General features: G+C 69.1%; 20 protein-coding genes. 6 read left to right on the top strand and 14 right to left on the bottom strand.

What is annotated here, in order from left to right:
- Positions 1 to 47 precede the first annotated feature (47 nt).
- The 8 genes from C1N81_RS24615 to C1N81_RS24580 all read right to left on the bottom strand — a co-directional run bounded on the left by C1N81_RS24615 (position 48) and on the right by C1N81_RS24580 (position 7,854).
- Complete coding sequence (locus C1N81_RS24615) at positions 48 to 638, bottom strand: SigE family RNA polymerase sigma factor (protein ID WP_394432547.1); 591 nt, start codon at positions 636 to 638, stop codon at positions 48 to 50.
- A gap of 294 nt (positions 639 to 932) precedes the next feature.
- On the bottom strand, positions 933 to 1,802 hold the full coding sequence (locus C1N81_RS24610; protein ID WP_394432545.1) for a DUF1906 domain-containing protein: 870 nt from the start codon (positions 1,800 to 1,802) through the stop codon (positions 933 to 935).
- Positions 1,803 to 1,854: 52 nt separating this feature from the next.
- Positions 1,855 to 3,021, bottom strand: coding sequence for a lipid-transfer protein (locus tag C1N81_RS24605; RefSeq protein WP_394432543.1), 1,167 nt, complete (start codon positions 3,019 to 3,021; stop codon positions 1,855 to 1,857).
- The gene (locus tag C1N81_RS24600; protein WP_394432541.1) at positions 3,018 to 3,506 is read right to left on the bottom strand and encodes a MaoC family dehydratase; all 489 of its coding nucleotides are present in this window, start codon (positions 3,504 to 3,506) and stop codon (positions 3,018 to 3,020) included. The genes C1N81_RS24605 and C1N81_RS24600 overlap by 4 nt, the downstream gene beginning before the upstream one ends.
- Positions 3,503 to 4,786, bottom strand: a complete 1,284-nt coding sequence (locus tag C1N81_RS24595) for an acyl-CoA dehydrogenase family protein (RefSeq protein ID WP_394432539.1) — start codon at positions 4,784 to 4,786, stop codon at positions 3,503 to 3,505. Before C1N81_RS24595 ends, C1N81_RS24600 begins: the two co-directional genes overlap by 4 nt.
- A gap of 1 nt (position 4,787) precedes the next feature.
- A complete protein-coding gene (locus tag C1N81_RS24590) occupies positions 4,788 to 5,891 on the bottom strand; it encodes a bifunctional MaoC family dehydratase N-terminal/OB-fold nucleic acid binding domain-containing protein (protein WP_394432537.1) in 1,104 nt (367 codons plus the stop codon).
- 5 nt (positions 5,892 to 5,896) lie between these two features.
- Positions 5,897 to 7,177 (bottom strand): acyl-CoA dehydrogenase family protein, encoded by a 1,281-nt coding sequence (locus C1N81_RS24585; protein WP_394432535.1) that lies wholly within the window; start codon positions 7,175 to 7,177, stop codon positions 5,897 to 5,899.
- Positions 7,178 to 7,542: 365 nt separating this feature from the next.
- Complete coding sequence (locus C1N81_RS24580; RefSeq protein WP_394432533.1) at positions 7,543 to 7,854, bottom strand: hypothetical protein; 312 nt, start codon at positions 7,852 to 7,854, stop codon at positions 7,543 to 7,545.
- Between the two features lie 363 nt (positions 7,855 to 8,217).
- Here C1N81_RS24580 and C1N81_RS24575 point away from each other — a divergent pair, with 363 nt between their 5' ends.
- Positions 8,218 to 9,111, top strand: a complete 894-nt coding sequence (locus C1N81_RS24575) for a bifunctional DNA primase/polymerase (RefSeq protein WP_394432531.1) — start codon at positions 8,218 to 8,220, stop codon at positions 9,109 to 9,111.
- A 25-nt stretch (positions 9,112 to 9,136) separates the two neighbouring features.
- On the opposite strand, the gene C1N81_RS24570 is transcribed toward C1N81_RS24575, so the two are convergent.
- The gene (locus C1N81_RS24570; RefSeq protein WP_394432529.1) at positions 9,137 to 9,724 is read right to left on the bottom strand and encodes a histone deacetylase; all 588 of its coding nucleotides are present in this window, start codon (positions 9,722 to 9,724) and stop codon (positions 9,137 to 9,139) included.
- A 173-nt stretch (positions 9,725 to 9,897) separates the two neighbouring features.
- On the opposite strand from C1N81_RS24570, the gene C1N81_RS24565 reads away from it, so the two are divergent.
- Entirely contained in the window at positions 9,898 to 10,335 is a 438-nt protein-coding gene (locus tag C1N81_RS24565; protein WP_394432528.1) for an Imm10 family immunity protein, read from the top strand.
- Between the two features lie 307 nt (positions 10,336 to 10,642).
- Here C1N81_RS24565 and C1N81_RS24560 read toward each other — a convergent pair whose 3' ends face one another.
- From C1N81_RS24560 to C1N81_RS24540, 5 genes are all read right to left on the bottom strand, one after another.
- Complete coding sequence (locus C1N81_RS24560) at positions 10,643 to 11,272, bottom strand: hypothetical protein (protein WP_394432526.1); 630 nt, start codon at positions 11,270 to 11,272, stop codon at positions 10,643 to 10,645.
- A 44-nt stretch (positions 11,273 to 11,316) separates the two neighbouring features.
- Positions 11,317 to 11,970, bottom strand: a complete 654-nt coding sequence (locus tag C1N81_RS24555) for a hypothetical protein (RefSeq protein WP_394432524.1) — start codon at positions 11,968 to 11,970, stop codon at positions 11,317 to 11,319.
- Positions 11,971 to 12,863: 893 nt separating this feature from the next.
- On the bottom strand, positions 12,864 to 13,736 hold the full coding sequence (locus C1N81_RS24550) for an SUMF1/EgtB/PvdO family nonheme iron enzyme (protein WP_394432522.1): 873 nt from the start codon (positions 13,734 to 13,736) through the stop codon (positions 12,864 to 12,866).
- Between the two features lie 111 nt (positions 13,737 to 13,847).
- Positions 13,848 to 14,633 (bottom strand): aminotransferase class IV family protein, encoded by a 786-nt coding sequence (locus tag C1N81_RS24545; RefSeq protein ID WP_394432520.1) that lies wholly within the window; start codon positions 14,631 to 14,633, stop codon positions 13,848 to 13,850.
- 153 nt (positions 14,634 to 14,786) lie between these two features.
- Entirely contained in the window at positions 14,787 to 15,170 is a 384-nt protein-coding gene (locus C1N81_RS24540; protein WP_394432518.1) for a GntR family transcriptional regulator, read from the bottom strand.
- A gap of 463 nt (positions 15,171 to 15,633) precedes the next feature.
- Between C1N81_RS24540 and C1N81_RS24535 the strand changes: the two genes are divergently transcribed.
- Genes C1N81_RS24535 through C1N81_RS24520 form a run of 4 tightly spaced genes read left to right on the top strand, consistent with a single transcriptional unit; the run spans position 15,634 to position 17,823 of the window.
- A complete protein-coding gene (locus tag C1N81_RS24535) occupies positions 15,634 to 15,900 on the top strand; it encodes a DUF6284 family protein (RefSeq protein ID WP_394432516.1) in 267 nt (88 codons plus the stop codon).
- Positions 15,897 to 16,433 (top strand): hypothetical protein, encoded by a 537-nt coding sequence (locus C1N81_RS24530; protein ID WP_394432514.1) that lies wholly within the window; start codon positions 15,897 to 15,899, stop codon positions 16,431 to 16,433. Before C1N81_RS24535 ends, C1N81_RS24530 begins: the two co-directional genes overlap by 4 nt.
- Complete coding sequence (locus tag C1N81_RS24525; RefSeq protein WP_394432512.1) at positions 16,430 to 17,431, top strand: DUF2637 domain-containing protein; 1,002 nt, start codon at positions 16,430 to 16,432, stop codon at positions 17,429 to 17,431. The genes C1N81_RS24530 and C1N81_RS24525 overlap by 4 nt, the downstream gene beginning before the upstream one ends.
- Entirely contained in the window at positions 17,431 to 17,823 is a 393-nt protein-coding gene (locus C1N81_RS24520; RefSeq protein ID WP_394432510.1) for an RRQRL motif-containing zinc-binding protein, read from the top strand. Before C1N81_RS24525 ends, C1N81_RS24520 begins: the two co-directional genes overlap by 1 nt.

The following is a 17,823-nucleotide window of genomic DNA, read 5'->3' as shown; positions in this document are numbered from 1 at the left end:
ACTCCCGGGAATGATCGATCAGTGCGTCCACCCGCTGTCCGCCGTGCTCAGCCGCGCGCGGGCCGCAGCTCAGGGTCCTCGCGGAGCTTTCCGAGCGCCCGCGACACCGCGCTCTTGACGGTGCCGATGGAGACCCCGAGCACCTCCGCCGTCTGCGCCTCACTGAGATCCTCGTAGTACCGCAGGACGACCATCGCCCGCTGCCGGGCGGGCAACTTCGTGATGGCGCGCCACATCGCGTCGTGCAGCGCCTGCTGCTCGGCCGGGTCCGCGGCCACCGGCGTCGCGGGCTCCGGCAGCTCGTCGCAGACGAACTCGTCGACCTTGCGCTTGCGCCACTGCGAGGTCCGCGTGTTCAGCAGAGCCCTGCGCACATATCCGTCGAGCGCCCGGTGGTCCTCGATCCGGTCCCAGGCGACGTACGTCTTCGCCAGCGCCGTCTGCAACAGGTCCTCGGCGTCGCACGGATTCGCGGTCAGCGACCTGGCCGTGCGCAGCAGCACGGGCTGGCGCGCCCGGACGTACGAGGCGAAGGAGGGGTACGCCGACTGTCCGGGGTGCGCGGGGCGCGTCCCCGCGGGGGTTCGCGTCGCCGACTTCGATGCGCTGGTGCAGACAGGCGCCAGGGTTGCGGTCATGACTCCACGCTATGAGCGGGCTCACTCCCGCGGATCGGCCGGAGGTCCCGAAGCCGCGTCCGCCTCAGGTTGTACGAGGGGTGGTATCCCCACCTCCTGAAGGTGGAGGAGGGGGTGAGGGCACCTGAGGGTTCGGCCCCGAGAACCGTAGCTGTCGCGGGGTCCGGGCCCCGGGGGCCCGTCGCCGCTCAGGACCCGGCCGGGCCCCGGGGACCCGTCGCCGCTCAGAACCCGGCCGGGCCCCGGGGACCCGTCGCCGCTCAGAACCCGGCCGGAGAATCCCCGGACGCCCCCTCATCCGATCCGTGCCACCGGCGCGCTCACCAGATTCCGGTCGATCACCATCGTGCGACCGCCGTGCCGTTCCTTCACGTTCCCCGCGTACTGGTGGATCCTGCGCTGCGGGTGCCACGCGTACTTCCACAGCGACGGCTCCTGGTACAGCCGGGGCTTCTTGTGCCAGCGGGCGAACCACATCACCGACGGCAGGTCCCGCACCCCGGCCCGCCGCGCGATCTCCATGTGCCGGACCCCCGAGTCGGCGCTGCTGTAGAACCCCGGGACGTACCCGTACCGCCGCACCTCCCTGTTCCAGGACCGGACGAACGACAGCGTCGCGTGCGCGCACGCCGGCTTCCGGTAGTTGTAGGCCTCCATGTCCAGATAGAGCGGGCTGTGCCGCGCGATGGCGAGCGTCCCCGCCCTGCGCACCGCGTCGCGCGCCTCCCGCGCCCCCTGCCGCCAGGGGTACTTGCCGATCCGCACGCCCTTCTTGTGCTGCGCCCCGACGCAGGGCGACTGCGACCCCACGTACACCGGCAGCACCCCCCACCCCATGGTGTCCACCTGCCGTGTCCAGGTGCGGTTCAGCGCGGGCTGGTGCGGACACGCCCGCCCCCGTCCGCCGAAGTAGACGCCGAGCGCCTGGTAGCTCGACGCCCGCCAGCGCCCCATGGTGTCCAGCGACGGCGCCTTGCACACGTCGAACGCCCAGCCGGTGAAGGTCCGCACTTCGGGGCCCCAACGGCCGGACTCCGCGCTGCCCTCTGGCACCGGGGCAGCCCGCGAGGTGGCCGTCGGCGCTCCGTCCGCCGCGGTCGCGGGCAACGCGCCGAGGCTCAGGACGAGCACCACAAGTCCAATGATCATCTTTTGCCGGTCCATGGACCGAGTGAAGGGGCCGCCCACGCGCGCGGGCCGGGGACACGCGCCCCGTTCAGCCGTCCGCCCGCAGAATCAGACCCGATGTGGGGACGCCGGTGCCCGCGGTCACCAGCGCCGTGGCCACGCCGGGCAGCTGGTTCACGGCGATGCCCCGCAGCTGCCGCACCGCCTCCGCGATGCCGTTCATCCCGTGCAGGTACGCCTCCCCCAACTGGCCGCCGTGCGTGTTGAGCGGCAATCGCTCCTCCGCGACGAACCCGGCCGCCTCACCCGGCGCGCAGAACCCGAACTCCTCCAGTTGCATCAGCACGAACGGCGTGAAGTGGTCGTAGAGGATCCCCACGTCCATGTCGCCCGGCCCCAGCCCGGCCGTCCGCCACAACTGCCGGGCCACCACACCCATCTCGGGCAGCCCGGTCAGATCGTCCCGGTAGAAGCTGGTCATCTGCTCCTGCGCCCGGCCCGCCCCCTGTGCGGCGGCCGCGATCACGGCGGGCGGGTGCGGCAGATCGCGGGCCCGCTCGACGCTGGTCACGACGATCGCCTGCCCCCCGTCCGTCTCCTGGCAGCAGTCGAGCAGCCGCAACGGTTCGACGACCGGACGCGACGCCGCGTGATCGGCGAGCGTGATCGGCCTGCCGTGGAAGTACGCGGCCGGGTTCGTCGCCGCGTACGCGCGGTCCACCACCGCGACGTGCCCGAACGCCTCCGGAGTCAGCCCGAACGTGTGCAGATACCGCTGCGCCGCCATCGCCACCCAGGACGCCGGGGTGAGCAGCCCGAACGGCAGGTTCCAGCCGAGCGCGGCGCCCTCCGCCGACGGTTCCCTGTGCTGCACCCCCGAGCCGAACCGTCGGCCCGACCGCTCGTTGAACGCCCGGTAGCAGACCACCACCTCCGCCACGCCCGCCGCGACCGCGAGCGCCGCCTGCTGCACCGTGGCGCAGGCCGCGCCGCCCCCGTAGTGCACCCGCGAGAAGAAGGACAGCTCCCCCATCCCCGTCGCCTGCGCCACGGTGATCTCCGGGCTGGTGTCCATGGTGAAGGTGACCAGGCCGTCCACATCGGCGGGGGAGAGGCCCGCGTCGTCGAGCGCCGCGCCCACCGCCTCCACCGCGAGCTTGAGCTCACTGCGCCCGGAATTCTTGGAGAACTCGGTCGCCCCGATCCCGACGATCGCCGCCTTGCCGCCCAGTCGATCCCTGGTGCGCACACTCATGCCGGGCTCCCCTCGGCGCCCGGCACCGCCGTGGGCAGGGTGACGGTCACGGTGCCGGTGACGTGATTGCCGAGCCCGTTCCTGCCGATCACGCTCACCTGGACTGTGATCACGGACGGGTCCGGGGCTGACTCCCTCTCGACTCCAGCGACCTCCGTGACCGTCCCCGTCAGCACCATCGTGTCTCCTGGGTAATTGGGCGCCCCGAGACGTATCGCCACCTTCCTCAGTACCGCCGCGGGTCCGAAGTGGTCGGTGATGTACCGCCCCACGAGGCCGTTCGTCGTGAGGATGTTCATGAAGATGTCGGGCGAGCCCTTCTGCCGGGCCAGCTCCGCGTCGTGGTGCACGTCCTGGTAGTCGCGGGAGGCGATCGCCCCGGCGACGATCAGCGTCCGCGTGACCGGGATCTCCAGCGGCGGCAGCTCCGCGCCCGCCTTCAGCAGTGCCGTACCGCGTCCGAGCCGCCGCTCGTCCCCGCTCATCCGCGCTCTCCTTCCGGCAATGCTTCGGACGACGTTCCCAGTGGTGCTTCCGGCGACGTTTCCAGCGGTGCTTCCGGCGACGTTTCCAGCGGTGCATCCGGCGGTGCTTGAGGGGGCGCGTCCGGCGGTGCTTGAAGCGGTGCGTCCGGCGGTGCTTGAAGCGGCGCTTCCGGCGCGGCCAGCAGCCCGCCCAGCTCCTCCAGGACCTCGGGGCCACCGCCGAGATACCCGTCCAGTTGCCGCCCCCACAAGAAGTGCCGGTGCACCGGGTGATCGAGGTCGGCGCCCGTCCCGCCGTGCAGATGCTGCCCCGTGTGCACGACGCGCCTGCCCCCTTCGGACGCCCACCAGGCGGCGGTCAGCGCATGGCTCCGGCAGCCGAGCCCTTCGTCGTACCGCCAGGCCGCCTCGTACGCCGTGACCCGCACGGCCTCGACATCCATGTGCGCCTCCGCGGCCCTGAGCTGCACGCCCTGCTTGGCCGCGAGGGGCCGGCCGAACTGCTCCCGCTGGTTCGTGTGCGCCACCGCCCGCGCCAGGGACCCGGCGCACACGCCCGCCTGCAACCCGGCGAGCGCCGTCCGCGCCACCGCCCGCACCTCCTCGTACGCCTCGGGTCCACCGATCCGCTCGGCCGCCGTCCCGTCCAGCACGAGCCGTCCGGCCGACCACGGCGCGGTGAGCTCGACCGGCTCGCACCGCGCGTCCGCCGCCCGCACCATCCACAGGCTGTGGGCGGCGGACGCGGCCCGTTCCCGCACCGCCACCAGTACGTACGTCGCGTCCCGCAGCCAGGGCACCCAGGGCACGGACCCGGTGAGCCGCGCCCGCTCTGGTTCGTCGGAGCTGCTCAGCTCGACATCGGCGCGCCCCGGGAACACCCCGGCCCGCCCCGGCTCCGCACCGCCGCTCACCTCGATGCCGATGCGCCCCGGGAAGGCCCCGGTCGCCACCGTCGTTCCGTCCCGCAGCCCCGGCAGCAGGCGTCGCCGCTGCTCCTCGGTTCCGTGGGAGGCCACCGCGAGCAGCCCGTACACACAGTGGACGGCGAACGGGACCTGGGCCGTCGTCCGGCCCTGCTCCTCCAGCATCAGCACGAGCCCGAGCAGCCCGGCCTCCTCCACGGCGCCGACCAGACCGGCGTCCGTCAGCGCCTTCCACAGCTCGCTGTCCGTGGCGCCGCCGAGACCCGCGAGCCGCTCCGGCGTGGAGAGATCCGCGAAGATCGACGCGGCCAGGTCCCGGGCCGCCGCCTGCTCCGAGCTGGGGGAGAAGTCCATCTCACGCCTCCCCGCCCTCGAAAGCCCGGAAGACGGGCAGCTCGTACTCCGCGTCTACGCGCTCCGCATCCACGCACTCCGCGTCTACGCGCTCCGCATCCACACGCAGGAACTCCAGCCGCACCGGCATACCGATACGCACCTCGTCGGCAGGCACCCCGACGACGTTGCTGACGATGCGCACGCCCTCGGCCAGCTCGATCAGGCCCACCGCGTAGGGCGGGTCGAAGGCGGGGAAGGGCGGGTGATGCATGACGACGTAGCTGAACACCGTGCCCTCCCCACCCGCCCGGACGGTGTCCCACTCCTGGCTCCCGCACCGGTTGCACCCCGGCAACCAGGGGAAACGCAGGGCGGCGCAGTCCCCGCACCGCTGAATCAACAACTGGTGAGCCGCTACGCCGTCCCAGAACCCGGCATTGTCACGATTGACGACGGGGCGGGGGCGCGGGGGCTTCGGGGCGGGTGGGGCCGCGGCTGCGGCTCCGGACTCGGATGCGGGCGCGGGCGCGGGCGCGGAAACGAGCGCAGACCCGGACCCGGACCCACGCGCGGACCCGGACCCAGGCGCACGCGCGGGCGCCGTAGCCCCCGCCCCCCACCGCCCCGGCGCATACTTCAAGATCCGGAAGCGATGGGTCCCGGCCAGCTCCCCTCCCACCCGAACATCCATCCGCGTCGTGACAAAGTGCCCCGCACCCAGCTTCGTCGTCTTCAACGGGGACACCGACTCGATCACCGCGTCGAAACGGACCAGGTCCCCCGGTCGCAGCGGACGCAGATACTCCTGCTCGCAGTCGGTGGCGACCACCGCCGTGTACCCGGCGCCGTCGAGGAGCGCGAGCAGATCGTCGTAGGCCCCCGCGCGCCCCGCGTAGCCGGAGAGCCCCGCCATCGTCCACGCCTGCAACATCGTCGGCGGCGCCACCGCGTCCGGCCCCCGGTACGCCGGATGGGTGTCGCCCATGGCCTCGCACCAGTGCCGGATCATCGCCGCGTTGACCGGATCCCGGCCCTCTCCGGCCGTGGCGGCGGCCAGCCCCTCGAACACCCGTAGCCCCTCGTAGGGGAGGGCCCGCGGCCCCGTCCCCGCCCGAGGCGTCATGCCGCTCACCGCCTCCCCCGTTCCATGCCGAGCCGCATCGTCGCCACGATCTCGCGCTGCACCTCGCTCACCCCGCCCCCGAACGTGTTGATCTGCACGGCCCGGTTCATCCGCTCCAACTCCCCGTCCCCCACTCCGTACGCGCCGTCCCCCACCCCATACGCACCACCGCGCACCCCATACGCACCACCGCGCACCCCATACGCACCACCGCCCACCCCGTACGCACCACCGCACGCCCCGAACGCCCCGGGCGAGCCCCTCCGCAGCCACCCGGCCTCCCCTGCGACCTGCTGGCATATCCGGTACACCTCGACCGCCGATTCGGTCCCGGCGAATTTCACGCCGCTCGCGTCCCCCGGGCTCAGCCGGCCCGCCCCGACGTCCCCGACGAGACGCCAGTTGAGCAGGCGCGTCGCCGCTAGCCGGGCATGCGCCTCGGCCAGTTGCGACCGGACCCACGGCACGTCGACGCGGCGCTCGCCCGTCACCGGATCGGGTGTGCGGGCCGCGGCCAGGACCCGTTCGTAGAAGTCCTCGGCCTGCATCCCGATCGCGGCGAGCGCCACCCGTTCGTGGTTGAGCTGGTTGGTGATCAGCTCCCAGCCGCCGTTCTCCGCGCCGACCAGACGCGTGCCGGGGACCCGGATCCCGTCGTAGTACGTGGCTGTGGTGGTCTGCCCGCCGACCGTCTCGATCGGCGTCCAGGAGAAACCCGGTGCGTCGGTCGGTACGAGGAGGATCGAGATGCCCCGGTGCTTGGGGGCGTCGGGGTCGGTGCGGCAGGCGAGCCAGATCCAGTCGGCGTTCTGCGCGTTCGACGTGAAGATCTTCTGGCCGTCGACGATCCAGTCGCCCGTGGCGTCGTCCCGCACGGCCCGCGTCCGCAGCGCCGCGAGGTCGGTCCCGGCCGACGGCTCGCTGTAGCCGATCGCGAAGACCAGGTCGCCGCTGAGGATCCGGGGCAGGAAGAACGCCTTCTGCTCCTCGGTCCCGTACTTCATCAAGGTGGGGCCGACCGTGTTCAGCGTGACCATGGAGACCGGCGCGCCCGCGCGGTACGCCTCGTCGAAGAACACGAACTGCTCGTCGGGGCCGCGCCCCCGCCCGCCGTAGGCGACCGGCCAGCCGAGCCCCAGGAGCCCCTCCGCCCCCATCCGCCGCAGTATCCGGCGTTGCCCGGCGGGGTCGTCGGCGGCGGGCGGACCTTGCGGCATCAGCGTGCGGAAACGGGCGCGCAGTTCGGCGCGCAGCTCGCGCTGGCGTTCGGTGGGGGCGAGGTGCACGGCGGCGGCCCTCCCGGACCTCGTACCGACAAGGGGTTCCGGCTCGTACCTGTGTGGTGCCTGACTGCCCGCCTCTTACCTGCGCGGGTGCCTGACTGCCTGGCTCAGACCGGTGCGGGTGCCTGACTGTCCGACTCAGACCGGTGCGGTTTCTGACTGTCCGTCAGGTCAGCATCCGGTGTCAACCCGCCGTAGGCAGGCGGCCCCTGCCCCGCGCCACACACCCCACCCCTACACGCGCCACCCCTACACACGCCACCCGGACACATTCCACCCCGACACACGCCTGCGCGGCGGCGCCGAAGCACCGCCGCGCAGACTGTCACGCACCCCGAGGAAGACCCCTTCCGACAGGGGCCGTCGGCTCACCAGAGATGGGAGAAGTTGACCACGTAGTGCGCGTTGGTCTGTTCGATGGCCGTGAACCCGGACCCGTTGACCTGCGCGCTGTTGTTCTGGTTCGAGGCGCCGTTGCCGACGGCCTGCTGCTGCGTGGTGGACGAGTTGCCGTTGTTGTTGTGTCCGACCCCGCTTCCGGTGACCGTCGCCACCCCCGCGTTCGATCCGTCGTCCGCGAACGAGCCGTTGTCGGCCGTCGCCACCCCGGAGAACAGGACCGCTGCGAGGGGCAGCGCGGTGACGGCGGCGAGAACGCGGACGGTACGGGTGGAAGCCATGTTTTTCCTCCAGAAGGGCGGTACTCCGGGGCGCGGACGGATATCCGGCGCCCGGTAAGTACGGGAAGCTCCAGGGCAGTTGGCCGACCGCCTTGGTGATCTGCACGACGTCGCGAGACCAGAGTTGCCCACCGGATCTCCACCGAACCACCCCGTTCAGCCCTTTTCCCTCGCAAGCGTGAGGACATGTCGATAAACCTGCTTCCGCCCTACAAAGCGGCATTTCACCGGGCACGCCTCCGCTCGGGTGACCACAGCCCGGTCGCCCCATGCGAGGAAGCGTTTCGGCACATTTTCGGCAAAGAGACCCTCGTCCGGCCCACCCCTCTTCCTTCCTTCGAACACTCGTACGAAAATAGATCCATGGCTCCGACCGACCGGCACTCCCCGCCCTACGTCCCGAACGCGTCCCCGGCGACCCTCGCGCTCGCGCACGCCCTCTCGGCCGCCGCGCGCGGGTTCGCCGTCTTCCCGCTCTCCCGCACCAAGCTGCCCGCGCTGCCCTCGCCGCACCGCGACGACCCTCCGACCGCGCCGCGCTGCCATGGCGAGTGCGGCCTCGCGGGGCACGGCGTGTACGACGCGACGACCGATCCGCGACGCATCCGCGCCCTGTTCGCCGCCGCGCCCAGGGCGACCGGGTACGGCATCGCCTGCGGCCTTCCCCCGCACCACCTGATCGGCGTCGACCTGGACACCAAGAACGGCGCCAACTCCTCCGCGTCCCTGCGCGAGCTGGCCTTACGGCACCTCTTCACGATCCCCGACACGGTGGTCGTGGCCACGCCGAGCGGCGGCCGGCACGTGTGGCTGTCCGGCCCGCCGCACGTCGTGGTGCCCAACTCCGCGGGCCGTCTCGCCCCGGGCATCGACATCCGCGGTGCCGGCGGCTACCTGGTCGGCCCCGGATCCCGTACCGAACACGGCGTCTACGCGACCGTGCCGGGCACCGCCCATCTGCGGCCGGCGCCCTGCCCGCCGACGCTGCTACGGCTGCTCACGCCCCCTCCGCGCCCGCACCAGCCCGACCCCGGCCGACCGGACCGGCACGGCCTGGGCCTCGTCCAGTTCGTCCTCGGCGCCCATGAGGGACAACGCAACACCCGCCTCTTCTGGGCGGCCTGCCGCGCCTACGAGAGCGGGCTCGGCGCCACCCTCACCGAGTCCCTGGTGGACGCCGCGATCCGGACGGGCCTGACGGAACGGGAGGCGCGCTCGACGATCGCCTCGGCGGCGCGCCTGACGGCCGGCAGGTAGTACCTGTCGCCCGTTCCTCCGCCGCTCAGGCCGCTTCCCGACGCAGCAGGTCGTCGACGCGCGCCCGCGACCAGTGCCCGGCCGCGCCAGGGCAGGCGGCGAGGTAGCGCGCGATCTCGTCGGCCGTCCACGCGTGCGCGGCAAGGAGGCCAGTCGCAAGGAAGCGCAGGTAGTCACTGGACGGCGCCACGCAAGGGACGTCGTCCCGGCCCCAGGGGGCGGTGAACGTCAGCACGGGCGCCCCGTCGATCCGGCCCGCGCACACCAGCGTCTCGTACCGCCCCGCACCCAGCACCGCGCGCCCGCAGGCCACCGCCTTGGACAGGTCAAGATCCGCGCCAGGCTCCCGGTACATCTCCTGCGCGGCGATGTCGGCGAACTGCTGGGCCGTCACCAGGTGTGCCACGGCGAGGGCCCGCCCCGTCATCCCAGGGTCGTAGAACGCGCGTCCCCCTCCCCACACCGGAGACTCCGTCGCGAAGTACAGCCCGCCCGGCAACTCCACCGGCACGCTGCGGCTCGGCATGGCGGTGTCACGACACCCGGGGTACGTCCGCGCCGCCCCCGCCGGACGCCCGCCCCGGACGTAAGCGGCGAGCCGGTCAAGGTGCATGTTCGAACCGTAGGAGGCGTACCAGACCAACGAGGAGCCCCCCTCGCCACTCCCCGCCCAGGACTCGATGACCTGCGGAACCCGCCTCACCTCACGCACTGCCACCTCCCGCGCCCCACGATGCACCATGCTCCATGCCCGCCGCTGTCAGACCCGGCTGCTAGAAAACGCGCATGACCTACAGGTTCACGGCGCTGATCGCCTGCGGACTGGACGACCCGGACACGGACGACTGCCTGATGGCAGGAGTGGCGGAGTCGGACGGCGAGGACGCGTTCTCGCTGCTGTTCATGTGCGACTTCGACGAACCCGACGCACAGGACGTCTCGCTGGGCATGGACACCCACTGCCTGGTAACGCCCGGCCAGGGCACCGCCTACGGCTGCGTACAGGAAGTGCGCCTCGACGCCGACGTCCTCCGGGTGACCCTGCGCCCCGAGTCCCTGCCCGCCCTCGGCCTGACCGACCCGACCATCGAAGCGGTGCTCCAGGCCCCACCGGAGGACCTGACCCGCCTGCGCACGGTCCTCCCCCGCATCCTGCGGTACGACCGCCCGGAGACCCACCCCGGATGGACCGGCGCGGAGCGGAACGCCCCAAAGCCGCAATGACGAGCGCCCCCGACCGATGGTGCTGGTCAGGGGCGCTCAACGTACGCGGTGGGTGTGGGATTTGAACCCACGGTGACTCGCGCCACGACGGTTTTCAAGACCGGCACGTCTAACACCCCAACGCAAAGGTCAGCGTTCATATGGGCTGCCGCTAGCACTGGCCTGGCCCACACATAGCCCATGGCTCCGTAAGTCCCCCGCTTGTCGGCCTCCTGCCGTACGGCTGATAGGCACGCGATGCTTCTCCGCCTGAGCCGGCTGAGCCGCAGTCCGGCCGATTCACCAGCCCCTGCCGCGTGAGAATCGGCTACGCCGGGAACTTCTTCATGAAAGCTTCGATGCCGTCGAGGAAACGCCGCACTTGGGCGTGGTCATAGTCGTCATAGGCGCCATGCGCTGCACTGTTCCGAAGGGCCATCCATGTGGTGACTTCCTTCTGGTGCAAACCGTCGTACGCCCCAGCCTTCTTCAGATCGGCGTTCATTGTGTCCGCCTTCTTCTGCTTTCCCGCCACTGCAGTCGGCACGCTGTGCTTTACACACAGAGCACGAACGTGGACTTCTAGCGCTGTCCCCACAATCACGGCTGCCGCATCCTTATAACCTTTGGAAAGCAAACCGTGCGCCATCTGGAGGAAGTTGCTGTAGGTGTCAGCGTGCACCAGTTCGACGACAGATTCCGTCCAGCCCGCAGCTAAGTCTTCCCTCAGAGAAAGCAAGACTTGCATGTTGTGCACGAATCGCCGATCATGCGCGTACCCACTTCCTCTCTTGAGCTGGTCACGGTAAACCGCCCCCTTGTCCGAAAGACGCACGACAGCGGCCTCTATACGGTTAGCCCAGAGTCCTGTTTCCATGCTTGCACGCAAATCAGATTCCGACTTGCCAGCGATGAACTTACGGGTCTTAACCAACAACTCATCGATCTGCTTGACCATGTCAGCAATAGCCACCGTCATCCCCCCCCCCAACCATCCGGAGCCTACGCTGGATATTTAATCATGAATCCGCGGACACCCTCGATCAGAAGCCGTACCTCGTTCAGTTCGTACCTGCCGTAGTTTCCGTGCGCAGCCTGGTTCCGCAGGTCCATCCAGGCAGTCACCTGCTTCTCCTGCAACGTCGCGTACACGCCAGCCTTTTTAAGCTCAGCGTTCATGCTTGTCGCTTTTTTGACGGCACCGCTAGAATCTGCGGTGTCGACACCGTGCTTCACACAAAGCGCCCGCACATGCACTTCGAGAGCGGTCCCCGCAATCACTGCCGCGGCATCCTTATGGCCTGACGACAGCAACCCGTCCGCCATTTCGAGATAGTCTCCGTGCGTTTCAGCGTGAACCTGCTCGCTTAGGGATTCGATCCACCCCGCCCGCAGGTCGTCCCTCAGCGCCTGAGCTACACCTACGAACTCCGCGAGCTTGAAGGACGTTGTGCGATTATCCCGGTAGAGCTGCAACTGCCTCCGATGAATGCTATTGGGTACGGTTAGGCGCTCTATTGCCGACTCCAGTCGGTGCATAAGAACCCGACTCTCCGCGGGCAGGTCGGATGCGTCATCCCACTTACTTCTCCCAACTAGAGCAAAGTACGCTTCGATCAGGTCATCAAGCTGCCTAACCGCACCGTCCATGTCCACGCCTACCCCCCTGGAGATACGACTTGAGCCAACACTCAACTGACTGACTATTCACAGGCACTACCCTCTAGGGGAAAGCCATGCGAAAACGGATACTACGAGGGCCACCAAACCTGCGACGCTACTCACCACTGTCCATATTGCTTGAGCGCGAGCCGAAGGAGCCCAACCTAATAGCCACCCACGGAGCGCAGGGCGCGCCCCGAGGTGGATGGTCGCCTTTCTTGGGGCTAGCATGAATGCGAAACGCCAGTAGAAGATGGCAATCAGCGATAGACCCCAACCTCTATCATTTGATGACACACCCAATACGGTGAGTCCAATAAAGGATGCTAGACCAAGAACCTCTGAAATAGCAGGCAGAAGTGCTACAACCATCACTCGACTCGTTGCGATTTTGTAGCCGCGAAGGACGCTCAGCGTAGCCATAAGCATACTTTCCGCCTGCTGTGCAGTGCCACTTTGAGTGGTCACTGCTACATCCCACTCCTTAATGCGACGGAACCACCCTCGGAACGAATCCGCCCGTCGGATCGCCCTAGGACTTCCGAACTCGATTCGCACCAGGTCAGTCGGAGCTGTTCCACTACTCTCACACTGCACGAGTAGGTAGTGAAGAGACTTCGCACTCGACGCCTGATTTACTAGGTCTGCGAAGCTGTTACCGGTCACGTGGACCGTCCCGCGCTCCGCGACCCCGGTAAGAGTCATAACCATGTTCGGTAAGTTTGCATGCAATGCGGTAAGAGCCGCATCAATTCTGCTGGGTCTTGGTGCCGAAAACAGCACGCTCTTGGATCTAACTTCCGTTCTCACGGTTCCCCCCGTTCACCCATCTAGGGCTTCCCGCCCATAGTGCAATTATGGTACTCACGAGTCCATCGTGGCGCGAGTTACTTAGAAGGCATCTGACCCGAGTTCGCCACGCAACGGAACCCAGTGTCGTCATCGTGCATCGTATCGCTGGCGTCGTTGGGAATAGCAGGAGATCCCCGAAATAAAGGACTCGTGAATGCACTGCCACGAAGTTCGTATCGACCCGGTGCCGTCTGTGTCGCGAGCCATTCCCAAACGTTCCCGACCATGTCGTAGACCCCGTATGGTGAAACGCCGCTGTGGTACCGAGAGACGGACGTTGTACTTTCCACGCCAGTCTCACGGACATTGCATTTCGCCGCAGTCTTCTGGTCTCCCCACGGAAAGGTGCGGCCGGACGTGCCACGTGCCGCCTTCTGCCACTGCTCGGCGGTCGGTAACGACTTACCCGCCCAAGTCGCGTACGCGCTCGCGTCCCGCCACGTCACGTGTACAACCGGGTGGTCGTACAGTTCCCGGGGACACCGACCGTTTGCCCAGTGCTCGGGTGCAGGGTGTCGGGTAGCCGCGCAGAACCTCGCATAATCCGCGTTGGTGGTTGGGAAGGTGTCGATGTGGAAGTCATCCACCCACACCGGATCGTCGTCCTCCCCTGACAGGAAGATTCCTTCCGGAATATGTGCCATGAGCTTCCCGTCCCCGGGATGCTTGACGTAATCGCCGCTGCTCGTCTGGTCCTCGCCCGGCTCGATAATGGCCTGGGTGGGGATGTCATCCGCCGCGAGGATGCCCACGAAGCGGCCCTGTGCATCCTGATCGGCCGTGGCGAGCAAAGTGTCGAGGGCCGCTTGGTTCACCATGCGCAGGGTAGCTTGCTCGCCATCTGCCTCCCATCGAGAGACGATGCGATCAGAAACCCCGAGCTTTCCGGCGAACTCCATGAGGCTCATACGCACGGCTTCACGCAGTGCCTTGACCTCACGTCCGGTCCATTTCGTAACGAGTGGCATGGCTACCTCAGTCGTGAAACGCCGCCCCGAGCAGGGGCGGCGGCACGGCGTCTACAGGCGGTCACCGGGAATCCCGGCGTAGCCCTCACGCAGTGCATCGAGCACGGGGTGATCCTGCGGGAACTGCACATCATCGAGCGCACTCACGGCACGCACACCGATGGTCGTGTTCGTGGCGAACGCCGCGACCATGTTCGGAACGTCAGCAAGCCGCACCGGGGCCGTGACCTGCTTGGGGGCCTCCAGGCTCTGGAGCAGGAGCATCGTCGTACCAGGCAGCACGGGAGCGTCCGGCCAGATGACAGTCCCGTCCTGGTCGACGAAACCGAGGTTCCACGTCCCGCCCTCCGAAATCCGGCCGTCCGGCTCGATGAACGCCGCGTCGTCGAAACCGGCGAGCTGGGCTTCCCGGCGAACGCGGAGCTGCGAGTGCAGGCCGATGTGCTTCACTTCCGCGCTGTCGCGGGTGAAGGTGAAGGTCTTGGCGGTGAGGGGCGGCGGGGACAAGGCGCCTGCCGGCCGCAGGTTCACGAGGATGTGCGGGTCCTGGGCCTCACTGGGACGGCCCATGTCGATTGCCGGGTCGAAGACTGTGACGCGGAGACCAGCGATGCCGGTGATGCCTTCGGCTGCCTTACGGATGTAGCTCAACGTCCGCTCGTGGTCCAGCTCCACACCAAAGACGAGACGGCAGTCTCGCGCGAGTCGGTCCAGGTGGAGCGATAGCCCCCGGATGGTCCCGTCCTCCATCCGCATGGACGTGAAATGCCCGTAGTTCGTGAGGGCCAGGCTCTGGAGTTCGTCGAGGGTGACGGGTTGTCCGTTCAGTTCAGCCATGCGGCCAGTCTGGCAGCCACTGACGCTCCGCCAACACCCTGCCAAACAGCGAAAGTTCGGATTAGTTCGGTGCAGGGGCGGCGGGAGTACGTACTCACAGCGCGCTCGCCGGGACAGGCTTAGAGCATGACGACGAACGCACCGCGAGAGACGCTAGGCGCCGGAGTCCCCCTCGGCGGGGCTCACGACGGCCTCAAGCTGTTGAACGCGCTCGACGAGACCGGCGAGTTCGGTCGAAACGCGCGCCACCTCAGCTTGCAGCTCGGACAGGCGCTGAGCAGCCTCGCGGGGCGTCTGCTCGCCGGGTGCAGGGTCACGCACGTAGGTGCCGCTCCCTGTGCGGCCTTCGACCAACCCCTCCTCTTGGAGTTGTGTGTAGGCGTTCTGCACGGTCATCAGAGCCACGCCAAGTTTCTTCGCGTAGGCCCGAGCGCCGGGGAGCCGGTCGCCGGGGCCGAACGTCCCTGCGGCGATTTCGTCTCTGATCCGCGCTGCGATCTCGCGGGCGTTGAGCTTGCTCTTCGGCTGTGAGTCCACCAGGAAAGCGTACTTGACCTAGGTCGTTTGCGATCCGACCGCATGAACGCTTGACGACAACAAGCGACCTAGGTAGCTTTCACCTCATCGACAAGCGACCTAGGTCGCTTGCGATAGCTGCCTCATTAGCACTGAACGCGCTCGGTGAGCCCCGTGAAGACGGGAGCCCTGTCCAAGGGTTACCGCGCTCACCTCATGCGATTGCTCCTTGAAAACTGAACACAGGGAACTGCCGGTAACCCGTGGTCCGCCTGCCCGAAGGGGTCGGAAACAAGGCGGAGAAGACCGGCGTGCCCCGCACGGCAAGGAGATCGGTTCGAGTCCGGTCCGGGGCGCTACGGCCGCTGCCCAGCGGTCGCACCGCGCATGACGCGCGGACCACTTCCAGAACGGCGCGCGGCTCCCGGGTGGCACCCCGGGAGCCGCTGTCGGGCCGTTGCCAACTGCTAGGGAGACACGACCCATGAAACTCATCGTTGCTGCTCACAGCCTCGTTACCGTCCCCGCGGCGGACACCGGTCCGTCGGATGCGGAGCTGGACGCGATCGACCGCGAGATGCCGCTGATCGCGGCGGAGGTCGAGTTGCTGGACGTGCAGATCGCGCTGCTGGACCGGCCGGTGACGCCGCTGGACGAGCGGCGGGTGCGGCGAGCCGCGCACAAGGTGCTCGCCGCCCGCGCCGGCCTCGCCAACCGCGGCATCGCCGCGCGGGAGGGTGACGCCGCATGATCCGCCTCGTCACCGCCTCCCGTCTGGAACGGCTGGCGTCCGACGCCCGCGCCGCATACGAGCACGCCCGGCAGACGAACGGCGCCGCCAACGAGGCGTTCGCCCGGCACGCGCGGGAGCTGCACGCCGCCACCGACCGCGCGGTGCGGGCGGAGGCGGACAGTCTCAAGCTGGTGGAGTTCCTGGCCCGCGCGGTCGTGGAGCTGGCCATTGCGCAGGAGGATCTCCTCCTGCGGGACATCGAGATCCGCCGGCTCCGTGAGGAGCTGGACGCCGCCGGCCCGTCCGAGGGCGATTCGCTGACGGTGCTGCTGCACTACGGCGAGCCTCACACGATCTACCGCTCGCGCGAGGAGGCGCAGGCCGACACCGCCACCCACGGCATCCCGCCGGATGCGGTGTGGGTGCCTGCCGGTGAACGCTCCGCGTACGAGTCCCGGTGGCGGCTGGAGGCGTTCATCTACGACGCCGCCTGCAACGGGTTCCGCCGGGCGTTTCTGCTCGCCCAGGAACGGGTCGGGGGTGCGGCGTGAACAGTGTTCAGACGCGTTCAGCGGAGCGCGCCCTGTCCGGCGGCACGTGGTTGATCGTGTGCGGGGCGATGCTGTATTCGATCCTCACCGTCACCCCGCTCATGGCGGAGCACACCGCGCCCGACTGGCGGTGGACGGCGCCGATTCTGCCGCTGGTGGTGGATGCCGCGGTGGTGATCGTGGTCAAGCTCGATGACGTGCTGGCCCGGCTGGGCGGGCACGGCGGACGCTGGCCCATCACGCTGCGGTGGATGACCGGCCTGATGACGTGGGCGCTCAACATCGGGGATTCCGCACTCAGGAAAGACCTGGTGGGGGTGGCGGTGCACTCGGTGGCGCCGCTGCTGTTGATCGTCACCGCGGAGACCAGCCTCGCCTACCGCCGCGCCCTCGCCGCCGCCCAAGCCGCGCTCAAGGCCGAACAGCAAGCCGAGCGCGAGCGGGCCGAACAAGCATCGCGGGAGCGCGCCGAGCGGGCTCGTGCGCAGGCGCGGGAGGAGCGCGAGCACGCCGCCGCGCTGGCCCGTGAACAGCGCGAGCACGAAGCCACCTTGGCCCGTGAACAGGCCGAGCGGGAGGACCGGCGGGCCCGTGAGGAGCGGGAGGCGCGGGAGCGGGCGGCGGCGGGCGAGCGGGAGGCTCGTGAACGCCGTGAACGCGAGCGTGAACAGCGTGAACACGAGGCGGCCCGCCGTGAACGCGAGGCCCGCGAGCGGGCCGCGGCCGAGGAGCGCGAGCGCGCCGCGGCGGCCGAGCGTGAACAGCGTGAACACCGGCAGCGCATCGAGCGTGAACGCTCCGCCCTGCTGGAGCGCGGGCCCGCTGAGGTGAAGCTCCCCGAGGACGAGGCGCGCCGGACGGTCGCCGCAGCGTTCCAGGCGGGCTTGTCGGTGCGGCAGGCGGCCGAGGTGTGCGGCTGGTCGGTGGGATGGGTGTCCTCCCGCTACGCCGAGCACCGCGGCCCGGACGCCGGCGGTCTCGCGATTGCGAGTGCCTGATGCCGACGGCCTACAGCAAGTGCTACGACCCCACCGGGGCCCGCTACGGGATACCGACCTACCCCTGGAAGTACGCCCCCGACGGCCTGGCCACCCGGCGCCAGTTGCGGGCCCGCGGGCTGCGCCCGGGCGGGCAGCCGGTGTGTGCCCAGTTGATGTTGCGCCACCGGGGTCGGAAGTCCGGCGCGCTGGTGGCCTACCTGTACCGGATCGACCTGGCCAAACCGGTCCGTCCGATGACCTCGCGCAAGTGGGGCGCGCTCGCGCTCGCGATGCACGCCCGCTGCACCTGCCCCGTGTGCGGCGTGACCTACAGCTACTGCCTGCCGACCTCGCTCGGCATGTGCCTGCTATGCCACGACGCCACCACCAACGAACAGCGCGCCGCCTGA

Source organism: Streptomyces sp. SGAir0957, assembly GCF_043523415.1.
The sequence above is the reverse complement of the archived record's forward strand: the minus strand, read 5'-3'. Positions and strand labels throughout refer to the sequence as shown.

Excerpts from the sequence above, each read along its gene's own strand:
- C1N81_RS24615 (WP_394432547.1), bottom strand. The coding sequence starts at position 638 with ATGACCGCAACCCTGGCGCCTGTCTGCACCAGCGCATCGAAGTCGGCG.
- C1N81_RS24610 (WP_394432545.1), bottom strand. The coding sequence starts at position 1,802 with ATGGACCGGCAAAAGATGATCATTGGACTTGTGGTGCTCGTCCTGAGC.
- C1N81_RS24605 (WP_394432543.1), bottom strand. The coding sequence starts at position 3,021 with ATGAGTGTGCGCACCAGGGATCGACTGGGCGGCAAGGCGGCGATCGTC.
- C1N81_RS24600 (WP_394432541.1), bottom strand. The coding sequence starts at position 3,506 with ATGAGCGGGGACGAGCGGCGGCTCGGACGCGGTACGGCACTGCTGAAG.
- C1N81_RS24595 (WP_394432539.1), bottom strand. The coding sequence starts at position 4,786 with ATGGACTTCTCCCCCAGCTCGGAGCAGGCGGCGGCCCGGGACCTGGCC.
- C1N81_RS24590 (WP_394432537.1), bottom strand. The coding sequence starts at position 5,891 with ATGACGCCTCGGGCGGGGACGGGGCCGCGGGCCCTCCCCTACGAGGGG.
- C1N81_RS24580 (WP_394432533.1), bottom strand. The coding sequence starts at position 7,854 with ATGGCTTCCACCCGTACCGTCCGCGTTCTCGCCGCCGTCACCGCGCTG.
- C1N81_RS24575 (WP_394432531.1), top strand. The coding sequence starts at position 8,218 with ATGGCTCCGACCGACCGGCACTCCCCGCCCTACGTCCCGAACGCGTCC.
- C1N81_RS24570 (WP_394432529.1), bottom strand. The coding sequence starts at position 9,724 with ATGCACCTTGACCGGCTCGCCGCTTACGTCCGGGGCGGGCGTCCGGCG.
- C1N81_RS24565 (WP_394432528.1), top strand. The coding sequence starts at position 9,898 with ATGACCTACAGGTTCACGGCGCTGATCGCCTGCGGACTGGACGACCCG.
- C1N81_RS24560 (WP_394432526.1), bottom strand. The coding sequence starts at position 11,272 with ATGGTCAAGCAGATCGATGAGTTGTTGGTTAAGACCCGTAAGTTCATC.
- C1N81_RS24550 (WP_394432522.1), bottom strand. The coding sequence starts at position 13,736 with ATGAGCCTCATGGAGTTCGCCGGAAAGCTCGGGGTTTCTGATCGCATC.
- C1N81_RS24545 (WP_394432520.1), bottom strand. The coding sequence starts at position 14,633 with ATGGCTGAACTGAACGGACAACCCGTCACCCTCGACGAACTCCAGAGC.
- C1N81_RS24535 (WP_394432516.1), top strand. The coding sequence starts at position 15,634 with ATGAAACTCATCGTTGCTGCTCACAGCCTCGTTACCGTCCCCGCGGCG.
- C1N81_RS24530 (WP_394432514.1), top strand. The coding sequence starts at position 15,897 with ATGATCCGCCTCGTCACCGCCTCCCGTCTGGAACGGCTGGCGTCCGAC.
- C1N81_RS24520 (WP_394432510.1), top strand. The coding sequence starts at position 17,431 with ATGCCGACGGCCTACAGCAAGTGCTACGACCCCACCGGGGCCCGCTAC.